General features: G+C 76.7%; 13 protein-coding genes. All 13 read right to left on the reverse strand.

Features of this window, described 5'->3' with window-relative positions:
- Positions 1-3: 3 nt before the first annotated feature.
- Positions 4-2,580: a class III lanthionine synthetase LanKC gene (gene lanKC / locus ACFV1L_RS20420; protein ID WP_380367692.1), complete on the reverse strand. Its 2,577-nt coding sequence runs from the start codon at positions 2,578-2,580 to the stop codon at positions 4-6.
- Positions 2,581-2,648: 68 nt separating this feature from the next.
- Positions 2,649-2,813, reverse strand: coding sequence for a hypothetical protein (locus tag ACFV1L_RS20425; protein WP_380367693.1), 165 nt, complete (start codon positions 2,811-2,813; stop codon positions 2,649-2,651).
- Positions 2,814-2,827: 14 nt separating this feature from the next.
- The gene (locus tag ACFV1L_RS20430) at positions 2,828-2,989 is read right to left on the reverse strand and encodes a hypothetical protein (protein WP_380367694.1); all 162 of its coding nucleotides are present in this window, start codon (positions 2,987-2,989) and stop codon (positions 2,828-2,830) included.
- Between the two features lie 19 nt (positions 2,990-3,008).
- A complete protein-coding gene (locus tag ACFV1L_RS20435; RefSeq protein ID WP_380367696.1) occupies positions 3,009-3,164 on the reverse strand; it encodes a hypothetical protein in 156 nt (51 codons plus the stop codon).
- 83 nt (positions 3,165-3,247) lie between these two features.
- Positions 3,248-3,409 carry a hypothetical protein gene (locus ACFV1L_RS20440; protein WP_380367698.1) on the reverse strand — a complete coding sequence of 54 codons (162 nt, stop codon included), beginning with the start codon at positions 3,407-3,409 and terminating at the stop codon, positions 3,248-3,250.
- 111 nt (positions 3,410-3,520) lie between these two features.
- A complete protein-coding gene (locus ACFV1L_RS20445) occupies positions 3,521-4,099 on the reverse strand; it encodes a GAF domain-containing protein (RefSeq protein ID WP_380367700.1) in 579 nt (192 codons plus the stop codon).
- 40 nt (positions 4,100-4,139) lie between these two features.
- Positions 4,140-4,994 (reverse strand): S8 family serine peptidase, encoded by an 855-nt coding sequence (locus tag ACFV1L_RS20450; RefSeq protein ID WP_380367702.1) that lies wholly within the window; start codon positions 4,992-4,994, stop codon positions 4,140-4,142.
- Positions 4,994-8,059: an adenylate/guanylate cyclase domain-containing protein gene (locus ACFV1L_RS20455; protein ID WP_380367703.1), complete on the reverse strand. Its 3,066-nt coding sequence runs from the start codon at positions 8,057-8,059 to the stop codon at positions 4,994-4,996. The genes ACFV1L_RS20450 and ACFV1L_RS20455 overlap by 1 nt, the downstream gene beginning before the upstream one ends.
- Complete coding sequence (locus ACFV1L_RS20460) at positions 8,046-8,258, reverse strand: aroma-sacti cluster domain-containing protein (RefSeq protein WP_380367705.1); 213 nt, start codon at positions 8,256-8,258, stop codon at positions 8,046-8,048. Before ACFV1L_RS20460 ends, ACFV1L_RS20455 begins: the two co-directional genes overlap by 14 nt.
- Positions 8,255-8,929: an iron-containing redox enzyme family protein gene (locus tag ACFV1L_RS20465; protein ID WP_380367706.1), complete on the reverse strand. Its 675-nt coding sequence runs from the start codon at positions 8,927-8,929 to the stop codon at positions 8,255-8,257. Before ACFV1L_RS20465 ends, ACFV1L_RS20460 begins: the two co-directional genes overlap by 4 nt.
- A 67-nt stretch (positions 8,930-8,996) precedes the next feature.
- Entirely contained in the window at positions 8,997-10,088 is a 1,092-nt protein-coding gene (locus tag ACFV1L_RS20470) for a radical SAM/SPASM domain-containing protein (protein ID WP_380367708.1), read from the reverse strand.
- A 75-nt stretch (positions 10,089-10,163) separates the two neighbouring features.
- The gene (locus tag ACFV1L_RS20475; protein WP_380367710.1) at positions 10,164-11,996 is read right to left on the reverse strand and encodes a BTAD domain-containing putative transcriptional regulator; all 1,833 of its coding nucleotides are present in this window, start codon (positions 11,994-11,996) and stop codon (positions 10,164-10,166) included.
- Positions 11,997-12,225: 229 nt separating this feature from the next.
- Entirely contained in the window at positions 12,226-13,401 is a 1,176-nt protein-coding gene (locus ACFV1L_RS20480; RefSeq protein ID WP_380367712.1) for a sensor histidine kinase, read from the reverse strand.
- Positions 13,402-13,739: the final 338 nt, after the last annotated feature.

Genomic DNA, 13,739 nt, shown 5'->3' on the forward strand with positions numbered 1-13,739 from the left:
GGCTCACTCCACCGGTGCGTCGAGGGTGAACAGCAGGTCGGCGCGGGGCGCGAGGACCTGGTCGAGCGCGAGCAGCACGCCCGCCGCGCCGGTCCACAGCTCGGTGGAGTACCGCAGCAGGCCCATGCCGAGGAAGCGCACCGTGCCGCCGTGCGGCACCGCGTGCTTGAACAGCGTGCGGGCGGCCCGGACGGCCCCCGCCCGGGACGCCCCGTCGCCGGTCAGCAGCGCGTGCTCGGCGAGCGTGTACGCGAACCCGGCGCTGCCCGCGAACAGCGAGGGCAGCACGGTGTGCGGGGCGTGCAGCGAGGCGAGCAGGCGCGGCATCGCCTCGCCCAGGCGCTCGTCGGCGACGCCGCGCAGGTACCGGGTGGCGACGTGGACCAGGCCCGCCGAGCCGCAGTACAGGTACGGCATGGCGCGCCTGTCCTGGGTGGATACCGGGAACAGCAGGCCCGGCGCGTCCGGGTCGGTGGCCCGGTCGAGTTCGGCGTGCAGCAGCCGCACGCCCCGGTCGAGCAGCGAGGTGTCGCCGGTGACCTCGGCGAACTGCTGGTACGCGAGGGCGAGTCCGGCCCGGCCGTGGAGCAGGCCGGTGGCGTCGTCGCGGCCGAGCCGGGGCACCAGGTCGTCCCCGTCCGGCTGGGCGGTCAGCAGCGCGTGCGCCCGCTCGGCGTGGTGCGGGTCGCCGGTGCGGCGGTACAGCGCGAGGTGTCCCACGGCGAGGCCGGCGGCGCCGCCGAACAGGGTCGCGCTCCGCTCCGCCAGCGGATGCCGGTCGGCGGTGTCGAGCAGGGAGCGGGCCTCCTCCGTCAGGCCGTGGTCGGCCAGCACCCAGGCGATTCCGGCCAGGCCCACGTGCAGGCCAGGGCCGAGCTTCCCGGCGGACCCGAGGGCGTCCCGGCGCAGGCGCTCCAGCGCCCCGTCGGGAGCGGGGATCCCGCAGCGGCCCAGCGCGTGCAGGACGCCCGCCGCGCCGTACATCACGCACAGCGTGTTGCTGGCGTAGCCCTGCGGGACGGTCGGGAAGGTCCGCAGCGGATGCTCCGGGTCGGCCGCGGCGAGCACCCCGGCGGCGACGGCCTCCCGCAGGTCCGCGAGGTGGCGCAGCGGATCGGCGGCCACCTCCTCGGGCGAGGGCAGCACCGGGGCCCCGCTCGGCGGGTGGTAGCGGGTGGCGCGCTTCCACAGGGCCTCGGTGACGGGGGCGTGCTCGGTCAGGTCGTGGTGGAAGTGGGTGAGCGAGTCGGCGGTGCGGCCGGCGGTGTGCGGCATGGTGCCGAGCAGTGTCTGCACCAGGGCGCTGACGCCGTAGTCGTCGTAGGCGGTGCGGCCGTCGCGGTCGACGACGTGCTGCGGCGGGACGAAGCCGGGCGTGCCCATCCGCCCCGGCGTGTCGCCGGGGCCGCAAGCGGTCTCGAAGTCGATCAGCCTGATGCCGTCGTCCGCCGTGACCAGCACGTTCGACGGGCTGACGTCCATGAACGTCCAGCCGAGGCCGTGCAGTTGGTCCAGGGCGCCGTCGATCGCGGCGACCAGGCGCTCGCAGCGCGCGTAGTAGTCGGCGTACTCGTCGGGGCTGCTGCCGGTCATCAGCAGCGGGTGGCTGGTGGTGACGAACCGGTTCAGCGGCTTGCCGTCGATGAACTCGGTGACCATGAACTCGTGCCCGCCGGCCCGGAAGCGGGCGATCGGCTCCGGGGCCAGGCCGGGTGCCAGCCGGTGCAGTGCGGTCAGGGTCCGCCACTCGCCGTGCAGCCGGGCGACCGCGTCCGTCCCGCCGTCGCCCAGCCCGTGGAACGGCCGGGCCTCCTTGACGAACACCCGCCGGCCGGTGGCGACTTCGAGGCCCTCGTAGGTGCTGCCGCCGCTGGAGTGCACGATCGCCCCCTCGATCGCGAACCCGCGCAGCACCACCGGACCGTCGGGACGGCCGGCACCGGCCGCGGCGGCCTCCGCGAACGGGTCGGCGAGGCCCTCGGGCAGGTGGAACGACACGCCGCGCCGGTCCGGCACCGCCTCGCCGCTCGCGTCCAGGGTCAGCGGCGTGCGGGTGCCCTCGGCCTCCAGCCGGTCCCGGTTGCGGTACGCCCCGTACCGGTACTGGACGGTCTCGCTGCCCCGGTAGCGGCGGTCGGAGAGGATCAGCGGGCCCTGCTCGCCGTCCAGCGCCTCGCGCAGCGCTTCCATCAGCCGGCGGGCGGCTGCGGCGTCCGCCGGGTAGGCGGCGATGAACTTGCCGCTCTGCGGGCGGGACGCGTGCTTGCGGTGCAGCCACCAGTACCAGTGGTCGGTGGCGAGGTGCTTGAACGCCACGTCCTGGGCGAAGCAGACCTCCGCGACGGTGTCGAGGACGGCAACCAGCCGCGAGCGGCGCGCGGAGACGTGCACCTTCCAGCCGTCCGAGGGCAGCGAGGGCATGCCCTCGCGGCGCCACATGGTCCAGATTCCGCCCCGCGTTCCGGACCAGCCCCCGGCGGGCCGGCCCGGCGCGAGCAGCTCGCCCTGCGGGGCGGCGCTGTCGAGCGGCGCGTAGTACTCCCGGTCCGCGACGGTGAATTCCGCCAGCGCCTCGGCCATGAACGTCTCCTGTCGGATGGTGGGGCGAGGTGCGCCCGCGCCGGCGGGCGGGGCGGGCGCACGCACTGCTACAGCGCTTCGGCCGTGGTCCTGACGTCGCAGAGGGTCAGGCTGGTGGCGCTGATGTGGGCCCGGACGTCCTCGCTCCCGCTCTCGGCGGCGGGAGCCTCCTGCAGGGAGAGGACGGCCTCGGTCTCGGCGGCCGCGCCGTCGGGGGCGCTGTCGGTGCTCACCCGGACGTCCCCGGTCACTCGTCGACGACGATGGTCTTGGTGACGGTGACGTTGCAGGTGATGGTGAGCGTGCTGGCGCCGTGGGCCTGCACGTCGTCCTCCTCGGCGGCGGGTGCCTCCTGCAGGGAGAGGACGGCCTCGGTCTCGGCGGTCTCGTTCTCGCGGTCGCTGCTCATGGCGTCTCCCGGGTGCGGTCTAGACCTCGGTCAGGGTGTTGATGGTGTTGCAGGCGATGCTGCCGAGGCTCATGACGTGGGCCTGGACGTCGTCGTCGCTCTCGGCGGTCGGGGCTTCCTGGAGGGAGAGCACGGTCTCGGTCTCGGCGGTCTCGTTCTCGCGGTCGCTGCTCATGCGGATCTCCGGTGGTCTTCGCTGCGGACTGGGAACGCCGCGCCCGCGCCCGCCCGGCGAGGGGCGGGCGCGGGCGGTGCGGCTCAGAGCGTGGCTTCGCCGGTCTTGATGTCGCACATCGCCACGCTGGTGAGGCTGGCGGCGTGTGCCTCGACGTCCTCGGCCTCGGCGGTTCCGCTCTCCTGGAGGGAGAGGACGGCCTCGGTCTCGGCGGCGGTCTCCTCGGGGGTCTGGTCGGTGCTCACGGTGGTCTCCCGTCTACGGTCTGTGCGGCTCAACTGCCGTTGGAAGAAAGCTAGTTGGCGATGCTTCAGGTTCGGTACGAGCCCGGTTCAGGGTCGGTACAGGCCCGCCGTTCACCAGTCGCCGCGGTCGCCGATCAGGCGCTGGACCTCCGTCAGCAGCCGGACCGCGCGGTCGCGTTCGTCCGCGCCGAGGGCCGTCGTGGAGCCGTCCAGGGCGACCCGCAGGGCGACCGCGGCCTGGCGGGCGAACAGGGCGAGGAGTTCCAGTTCGGGGAGGAGGCCGGTGCGGAGGGGGCCGGGGGCCGGGTCGAGGACCTCCAGCACGCCGAGGATCCGGCCGCCGTGGATGAGCGGGGCGGCCATCAGGGCGTCCGGGACGTAGCCGGTGGACTCGGCGACCGTCCGGTCGAAGGACGCGCTGCGGCGCAGGTCGTCGACGATCATCGGCTCGCCCGAGCCGGCCACCCAGCCGGCGATGCCCTGGCCGGCCGGGAAGCGGCGGCCGATCAGGAACTCCTGCCCCTGGCCGGAGACCGCCTGGAAGACCAGTTCGAAGGCCTGGTGGTCGAGCAGCAGGATGGAGCCGGCCTGCGCGCCGAAGATGGCGCGGGCCACATCGACCACCGACTGCAGGAGCTCCGCCACCACCGGATCGGTCGATGGCACAGCGGGGGCGGTTGACTGGGTCATCTCGACCACGGTCCCTTTCTCACGACGCGCGGGCCGGCGCTCACCGGGCGCCGCCGACATGGACGTTCGCTGCGGACAGGTACAGGGCGTGCTTCAGCTGGAACGGCGTCAGCCGCGGCCGCTCGGACAGGATCCGCGCGCACAGGCCCGCGACGAACGGCGTCGCGAAGCTGTTGCCGCTGGTGCGCACGGTGGTGCCGCCGAGCCAGGCCACCTCCACGTTCACGCCGGGGCCGAAGAACTCCACCGGCGGCTCCGGGTTGTACAGGTGCAGATCGGGGTCGTCCTCCGGGTGGCTGCCCACCGACACCACCGACGAGAACCGCCACGGGAAGCTCTCCACCGGGGTGTTGTGCGCGGACGCGACGATCACGCTGCGCCCGAAGTACGCCTCGTCGGCGAGCACGTGCAGGTCCTCGAAGAACCGGGCGCGGGTGGTCGACAGGCTCAGGTTGATCACCTCGAAGCCCTGCCGGATCGCCCACCGCAGGCCCGCCAGCAGGACGTCGCCGCTGCCGGAGAACCGCTCGCCGAGCACCCGGACGCTGTGGATCTCGCAGTCCGGCGCTGCCCGGCGGACGATGCCCGCGCAGGCCGTGCCGTGGCCGCAGGTGTCGCCCGGGTCGGCGTCGTCCAGCGGCTCGACCCGGATGCTCCCGGCCTCGTCCTTGCGCACCGCCCACGCGCCGGCCACGCCGCCGACCAGCGGATGCGCGAGCTCCACCCCCGAGTCGACGACGCAGACCCGCACCCCCCGGCCGGTCCCCCCGACCAGCGTCCCCGGTGCGGGCCGCGCGGGCAGCACGTCCGCCTCCAGCCTGACGTCCTCGGGAGTCCTGCCGCTCAGGCGCCAGGTCAGGCCGCGCGGGGGCGCGGCGTCGGGCACGGTCGTCATCACGAAACTGCCTCTCTGCGGGGATGGTGGCCGGCCAGGGCGCCGGCGAGCCGCACGCCCGGGCCGTGCCCCTTGGCCGCGAAACGGCCGCCGGCTGCGGCGGCGGCCAGCGAGCGCTCCCGGTCCAGGCCGAGCAGCGCGGCGGTGCGGGCCAGGTCGGCGGCGGCCAGGCCCTGCAGGATCGGCGAGTCCGTCCGCCCGGCCTCCGCGACCGCGCCGCGGGCCAGCACCAGCGCGCCGTCCCGGTCGCCGTCGGCGGCCGCGAGCCGGGCCCGCAGGCCGTCGCGTTCGGCCAGGGCCGCGAACGACAGGCGCCCGCCGGTGCGGGACCGCTCCCGTTCCAGCGCCGCCAGCGCGGACCGGGCCGCGCCCGGCTCGTCCAGGTCCAGGTGCAGCCGCGCGGTGTCCAGCAGGGCGCCGCTGAGCAGCGCGCCGCCGCCCAGCTCCCGGGCGGCGGCGGACGCCGCGGCCAGCAGCTCCAGCGCCTCCCGGGCGCGTCCGCCGAGCGCCGCCACGGTCGCGCCGAACAGCGGCAGGAAGGCCGCCGCCTCCGCGTAGCCCAGCCGCTCGGCGTGCTGCCCGGCCTCCGCCAGGCAGGCCGCCGCGCCGGCCTCGTCGTCGGCCAGTGCCAGCAGCACCGCCAGCGGGCAGTTCAGCGTCACCGCCACCGCCCGCCGGCCGCGGCCCTGCGCGGCCAGCAGCTCCCGGCAGCGGCGCACCGCGGCGGGCGCGGGGACCGGGCCGCGCCACAGCGACACCCCGATCGCGCCCAGCGCCGACGCGCGTTCCTGTTCGCCGCCGGCCCGCTCGGCGTGCCGCACCGCGCGGCCCAGCAGCCGGGTCGCGGCGGCGTGCCGGCCGTCGGTCTGCTCCTGCTGGGCGAGCCGCAGGCAGGCCCGGGCCTGGCCCAGCTCGTCGCCGGCCTGTTCGAACACCGGGAGGGTCTGCCGGGCCACCGGGGCGGGGTCCTGCTGCTGGCCGAGGGCGGCCAGGCTGAGCCGGGCGTGGGCGACCTCCACCGGGTCGTCGGCGCTCCCGCCGACCTCGGCGAGCAGCGCGCGGCCGGGTTCGATCCGGCCGAGGCCGAGCAGCGCCTCGCCGAGCCGGCGGGCCGCGGGGAGCCGGCCGTCCTCGCCGGGGTGCAGCAGGCCGGTGGCGCGGGTCAGCAGGTCGACGGCCCAGCCGGGGTCGGTGCGGGCGGCGGCCCGGGCGCCGGCCTCGGCGAGCGCGCGGGCGGCGGCCAGCCGCAGGGCCTCGGTGCGTTCGCCGTGCAGGCCCAGTTCGGCCCGGTACCGGTGGGCGCGCTCCAGGTGGCCGCCGACGGCCGCCGGGCCGCACGAGCGGACCGAGCGCAGCCCGGCCGCCCGTTCGTGGCGTTCGGCGCGGCCCTGCTTGGAGAGGCACTCGTACGCCACCTCCTGGACGACGCCGCTGGCGAAGCGGAACGCCGCGCCGTCCGGCACCACCAGCCGGTGGCGGCCGAGCCGGCGCAGCGCCGCCGACAGGTCCGGACCGCCGGTGTCGAGCGCGGCCAGCTCGTCCGGCGCGAACTCCCGGCCCAGCACGCAGGCCAGGTCGACGGCCCGCCGTTCGGCCGGGTCGAGTGCGTCCAGTCGGGCCCCGATCAGCGTCTGCAGGGTGAGCGGCACCCCGTCGCCGCCCGCGCCGGCGGGGGCGGCGAGCAGCTGCTCCAGGTGCAGCGGGTTGCCGCCGGCCCGTTCCAGCAGGTGTGCGGGCGCGGAGCCGCCGAGTGCCTCGACGAGCCGCAGCGCCTCCCGGTCGGGCAGCCCGCCGAGGGCCAGCACCCGGTGCGCGCCGGCCGGGCGGGCGTCGAGCAGTTCGGGCCGGCCGAGGAGGGCGACCAGCACGGGGGCGTCGGTGAGCGCGGCCACCACCCGGTCCAGCAGGTCGAGCAGCAGCGCCGCCGCCCGGTGCGCGTCGTCGACGACCAGCACCAGCGGCGTCGCGGCAGCCAGTGCGCCGAGCACCTCGACCAGGGCCGCGCAGGTGTCCGCCAGGGACGGGGTGGGTGTGCCGTCGGCGAGCAGGCCCTGGGCCAGCACGTCCAGGCCGGGCGGGTGCGGGTGTCCCGGGGAGCCGGCGAGCAGGGCCGCGACGGCGTCGGCCAGCGGTTGCAGGCCCGCCTGCTCGCCGGTCGGACGGCACCGGCCGATGCCCGACGTGCGTGCCGGGCCCGGCCGTTCGAGCCAGTGCCGGAGCAACCGGGTCTTGCCCTGGCCGGGTTCGCCGCCGAGCACCACCAGCCGGGCCGAACGGTGCTCGGTGACCTGCCCGAACTCGGCGTCCAGGACGGACAGTTCGGCGTCCCGGCCGACGAAGGGCAGGTCGCTGCGGTGCCCGCCCCCGGTCTCGCCGCCGTCCAGGCCGAGCAGCCGGTGGGCGGTCACCGCCTGGGCCTTGCCCTTGAGCCGGAGCGGGCCGACCTCGGCCGTCCGCACTCCCGGGCCGGCGGCCCGCAGGGTGTCGGGGCCGATCAGGACCTCGCCGGCGCCGGCGTTCTGCTCCAGCCTGGCGGCGACGTTCACCACCTCGCCGGAGACCAGCGCCTGCCGCGCCGAGGCGTCCGAACCCGTCACCACCCGGCCGGTGTTGACGCCGATCCGGACGGCCAGCCGGACGCCCGGCCCGGCGTCCAGCTCCGCGTTCAGGGCCCGCAGCGCCGCGAGCATGCCGAGCGCGGCGGCCAGCGCCCGCCGGGCGTCGTCCTCGCGGACGGACGGCACGCCGAACACCGCCATCACGGCGTCCCCGATGAACTTCTCCACCGTGCCGCCGTGTTCCTCGATCGCCGCGCGCATCGCGTCGAAGTACCGCAGGGTGACCCCGCGCAGCGCCTCCGGGTCGAGCGTCCCGGACAGCGCGGTGGAGCCGACCAGGTCGCAGAACAGCACGGTGACGATCTTGCGGCCGGCGGTGTCGGCGCCCCGGGGGTCGGCGCGCGGCGTGCCGCAGGACGCGCAGAACCGGGCGTCGCCGGGCAGCGGGCGCCGGCAGCCCGGGCAGCGCTCGTCCGGTCCGGGGCCGAAGCCGTCAGAAGAGAGCACCGCCCGCCACCTCCGCGTGTCCCTGGACCTCGGGCCCGGCCTCCTCCAGCCGCGCCTTCAGGTCGGTCAGCAGGCTCAACTCCTGGTCGGTGAGCGCCCGCAGCACGGCGTGCTGCTCCTCGGTGAGGCCGCTCAGGTCGAACCCGGCCGCCACCAGGGCGGCCAGGGCCGGGTCGGGGCCGATGGTGCGGTCGGTCATCGCTGTCCTCCGGGGTCCGCGGCGAGCTGGTGGAAGAGCCGGGCGAGGATGCCCGCGGTGTGCAGGGCGCTGACGGCCACCTCGGTCTGCTGAGGGGCCGTCAGCGGAAGCCGGTCGAGCTGCCGTTCCAGTGCGGCGACGTGCCCGGCGTCCAGGTCGGCGTGGTCGCGCACGGTGCGGAACGCGGCCGGCGGCAGCCCGGTGCGGGCGGCCAGCACCCCGGCGAGGGCCGGCGACGGGGCGTGGCCCTCCAGCACGGCGAGGTAGCCGAGCAGGGCGGCCGGGTGCCGGTGCTCGATCCGGTAGTACTGCGCGCCGGCCAGCTCCACGACCAGGGGCGGCGGCAGCGGCCGCACCCGTCCGACCGGCACGCCCGCCGCCGCCAGGTCCTCCAACAGCCAGGCATCGTGACCGCGTTCCTCCTGTGCGTGGCCGGCGAAGTAGGCCGCCAGCCGCGGCGCCCAATCATCGTCCAGCCGTGCACAGTTGGCGGCGGCACGTTCAAGGAGTGGGACGGACGCGGTGGTCAGCGCGTGCATCGCCCACAGGTAGGTGCGGTAACGCGCCGTCAAGTCACCCTCGGGACGCCACAGTTGTGCGGTCGCCCGCTCCACTGCCGGAGCGGCCAGCGCGAGCCGGACATGCAGTGCGCGGGAGAACGGGATGCTCACGCCGCACTCTCCTGACGTAACGTCACAGCCGGTGTGAACGAGACGAGTTGGGCTCGGCTGCCGCGGATCACGTCGTGGCCCCGGGTCGCACCAGGTGGGCGTACGGGGCGCAGCCGTAGTGGCGCAGCAGGGCGGCCGGGCCTTCGGCGCGGCGGCGGGCGGCCGTGAGCTGGTCCAGCAGCCGGCCGGCCGGGCCGGCGGCTGCGAGGTCGTCCGCCCCCGGGCGTTCCGGGAGGGCGTGGCAGCCGCCGCAGTAGCCGCCGGGGGCGGGCTCCGCGCCGTGGCGGGCGCGCAGCCGGTCCGGTCCGAGGGTGCGGATCAGCCGCAGGCGGGGCGAGTCCAGGGTGCGGCGGCGGATCGCCGGCCAGTCGTCCTCGGCGAGGTGACCGAGCCGCAGGTGCGGCGGCACGGGCCGCCGGTCGACGGCCTGCTGGTTGCAGCAGGCGACCACCGTGCCGTCGGGGGCGATCGCCGGCCACGCCGCCATCGCGCACGGCCCGCCCCGTCCCGGCGCGAAGGCGGGCGCGTGCGGGACGCCGCCAACGGCCCTGGGCGGCAGGCTCCTTGCGCGGCCGACCGGACGGACTTCGTTGACCAGCATCGGCACCCGGGCGCCGAACTCGCGCAGTACCGCGTCGGTCGCCTCCGCCAGGTACGGGTCCTCGGGGCCGGTGCCGGTCAGGTGCAGGCTGACGGGCACGCCCGCGTCCAGCACCCGTGCCAGCACGCGGAACACCGCCGCGCGGGGCACCTCGCGTTCGTGCGGGGCGTCCAGGCTGGCCGAGAAGTGGTCGAGGGCGGTGATCGCCCGCAGGATCGTCGCCGGGACGGGCCCGCCGCCGCGGGCGAAGAACAGTCCGCTCAGCAGGGCGACCCGCGACCCGGCGGCCTGCGCGGCGCGCGTCAGCTCGTGCACCAGGCCGGGCAGCAGCAGCGGCTCGCCGCCCGTCAGCAGCAGCGCCTCCGGGCGCTGCTCCGGCGTGAACGAGCGGACGAAGCGCAGCAGTTGGGTGCGCCGCGGGCCGTTCGGGTGGTCGGGCGAGTCCATCGTGGAAGCGGTGGAGCAGTGCGCGCACGACAGCGGGCAGCGGCGGGTCAGTGCGACCAGCAGCCCGGCCGCGGGCTCGGGGCGCAGCTCGACGATCTCCGACAGTTCCACGTCCGTCCCTCCCCGTCCGAGCACCCGTCGGCTCCGACAGTGGCAGCGGCCGGTTGCGCCCCGGTACACCGCCGCCTAAGGGGCGGTACAGGCGGTGTCCGGCGACGATCCGGCCCGGAGGCGGGCGTGCACGTGGGTGAGGCGGGGGAGCGTGTAGCGGGCGGCGTGGGCCGAGACCTCCTCGGCGGGGCAGAGCAGCACGCCGGCGACGATCAGCCGCTCCAGGGCGTCCAGGGCGGGCCCGGCAGCCAGACCGAGCGCGTCGGCGGCCCGGGCCAGGTCGAGGGCGCCGGTCCACGGGCGACGGGACAGCCGAGTGAGGGTGCGGCGCTGCCCGTCGTCCAGGGCGTCCCACTGGGCGTCCAGCCGGTCGCTCAACCTGGCGTCGCCGGCGGCGAGTTCGTCGAGGACGCGGTCCGGGTCGGCGAGGCGGTCGGCGAACTCGCCGAGCGGCAGGTGGCGCAGCGCCGCCAGCTTGTACCCGGCCAGCCGGACCGCCGAGGGCAGCAGGCCGCAGGCGGTGACGATCCGTTCGGCGGCGGCCGGGGCGGCGCCCACCCGGTGCGCGCCGACCAGCAACGACAGCAGGTCCAGCGCCTCGGGGACGGTGAACGGCCCGAGGTCGATGCGGTGCGCGGCGCCGAGGCCCGCCAGCGGGGTGCGGCCGGTGACCAGGGCGGTGGCCGGGCCGCCCGGCGGCAGCAGGGCGCGGGCGGTGCGCTCGTCGGGCACGCCGTCCAGCACCACCAGCACGCGGCGGTCGGCCAGCCAGTCGCGCCAGCGGGCCGGCGTCCGGACCGGATCGGGGGCCGCGGGCTGCGGCCGGTCTCCGTCCAGCAGTCGGGCCAGGTCGGCGGCGACGTCCTGCGGGCTGCGGGCCCGGCCGGACGCGTCGCGCAGCCGGACGAGCAGGCGGCCGTCCGGGAACTCCGCCCGCAGCGCGTGGGCGGTCCGGATCGCCAGCGCCGTCTTCCCCACCCCGACCGGACCGGCCAGCACCACCGGCCCGTCCGCCCGCCGCAGCGCGCCGAGCAGTTCCGCCGACTCCCGTACCCGACCGGTGAAGGCGGTGGTGTCCGGGGGCAGCACCGTGCGCCCGGGCCGCCGGGCCGGCGGTTGCGCGACCCCGTCGGCCAGCAGTTCGCGGTGACACGCCTCCAACTCCGGGCCAGGCGACAGGCCCAGCTCGCGGGAGAGCTGACGCCGCAGCGCGGAGAACGCCGCCAGCGCCTCGGCCCGCCGCCCGGACCGGTGCAGCGCCAGCAGATGGACGGCCTGCAGCCGCTCCCGCAGCGGGTGACGCTCCGCCAACTCGGTGAGCGTATTGGTGACTTGGGCGGCGCGACCGAGCCGCAGCGCCACTTCCGCCCAGTCCTCGACCGCCGCCAGGTAGCGGCCCGTCAGCCGCTCGGCGACGCCCCGCAGCACCGAGGAGTGCCGCAGCTCCGGCAGCGGCGGCCCCTCCCACAGCCGCAGCGCCTCGCCGAGCAGCCGGGCCGCCGCCGCGTCCTCCTGGCGGGCCGCCGCCTCCCGCCCCGAGCGCACCAGGCCCTCGAACCGCAGCGAATCCAGCTCCTGTTCCGCGACCCGCAGTTCGTAGCCGCCGGGCCGGTGGACCAACCGCTCACCGCCGAGCGTGCCGCGCAGCCCCGAGACGTACACCTGGAGGTTCTTCCGTGCCGACCGGGGCGGCTCGTCCTCCCACACCGCCTCGGTCAGCAGGTCGGTCGACAGCAGCGCATTGGGGTGGCCGAGCAGCGCCGCCAGCACGGACCGCTGCTTGAGCGACCCGAGAGCGAGCGGCCCGTCGTCGCCCTCGGCGGCGAGCTGTCCCAGCAGTCGGAACCGCAGCCGCCGGCGCTCGGCGGTGGAGACGGTGACGGAGCGGCCATTCAGCCCGGCGACCACGAAACCTCCTCGTACCCAGGACGCACCCCGCTGCGCGCGTCCATGACAGGTCAGCCTGTCAGAGCGGCCCGGACCAGGGGTATCCCAGGTTTCTGGGAGATCCCGGCGCACGGCTCGGCGGTCGGCGGGCCGCGAGGGGTTCGCGGACGGGGGCGGGAGTCGGCGGGGGCGCGCCGGTGCGGCGAGTGGATCCGTCGGGCGCAGGGTGGTCGGGGGGTGTCGTTCCGAGTCAGTCGGCGGAGGCTGCGGGCAGGTGCATGCGCAGCAGGGAACCGCCGTGCGGGGCGGGGGAGACGGTGAGGGATCCGCCGTGGCCGTCGAGTACGGCGCGGACGATGGCCAGCCCGAGGCCGGTGCCGGAGAGACCCGACCCGGGGGAGCGGGCGAAGCCGATGCCGGTGTCCTCGACGTCCAGTTCGGCGCCGTGCCGGGTGGTCCGGCAGCGGAGGGTGATGGTGTCGCCGGCCGAGGTGAACTTGACCGCGTTCTCCACCAGGGCGTCGAGCGCGGCCTCCAGCCGGGACTCGTCGCCGTCCACCCGCACGGCCGGCGCGTCCAGGCGCCAGCGGCGGTCCGTGGCGGGGCGCCAGCGCTGGACGGTGCGGTGCACCAGCGCGCCCAGTTCGACCGGCCCCCGGTCGAGTGCGGTGGGGCGGCAGGCGTCGGCGAGCAGCAGCAACCGGCCCGCGAGGCGGCCGAGGCGGTCGAGTTCGTCCAGGACCACGTCGAGGTCCTCCCGCCCGTGGTCGCCGGGCAGTTCGTCCCGCACGAGTTCGGCGTAGCAGCGGGCCACGGTGATGGGAGTGCGCATCTCGTGCGAGCAGGTGCGGACGAACAACTCCTTGTCCTGCTGCGCGCGGCGCTCCCGCTCGGCGAGGGCCCGGAGTTCGGCGAGCGCGGCGGCCCGGCGGCGCACGTGCCAGACCATGGCGAGGAACACCAGGGCCATCAGCGGGACTTCGGCGAGTTCGTCCCAGCCGAGGTGGCCGTGCCGCGCGTAGTCGGCCATGGTGCTGCCGGTGACCAGGGTGACGGCGGCGAGCACCACGGCCGTCCGGCGGGGCGACCAGGCCTGGAAGCCGTAGACCACGGACATGCTGATCCACACCAGGTGGAACGCCACCGTCTCCAGGTCGGGCACCACGAGCAGCGCCAGGTGACTGCACGCGGCGAAGACGACCCACCCCCCGAACAACAGCCGCCCCCGCCGACCAGCCCGGCCGAACGCCCCGGACCGGCCCGACGCGGCGTCATGGGCTTCGGGCGCCAGGCCGCCGGGCGCGCGGACCGCGGGGGCGTCGAGGGCCGGGCTGTCGGGCGCGGGAGCGGTCGGGGCGTCAGGCGTGTCGAGTGCCGGGTTGCCGGGCGCGGGGGTCGTCGGTGCGCCGGGAGTGCCGGTGGTCACGCCGCCGGGCGTGTGGATCGACCGGGCGTCAGAGACGTCGCGGGGCGGGTTGTCGGGCGTGTGGACCGGCGGTGCGTCAGGGCTGTCGGGCGCGGGGGCGGTCGGGGCGTCAGCCGCGGCGGACGCCGAGCCGTCGGGCGTGCGGGCCGTCCGACCGCCGGGCGTGTGGATCGACCGGGTGTCAGAGACGTCGCGGGGCGGGTTGTCGGGCGTGTGGACTGGCGGTGCGTCAGGGCTGTCGGGCGCGGGGGCGGTCGGGGCGTCAGCCGCGGCGGACGCCGAGCCGTCGGGCGTGCGGGCCGTCCGACCGCCGGGCGTGTGGATCGACCGGGTGTCAG

It is taken from the genome of Kitasatospora sp. NPDC059646 (assembly GCF_042734615.1).
Classification (GTDB): Bacteria; Actinomycetota; Actinomycetes; order Streptomycetales; family Streptomycetaceae; genus Kitasatospora.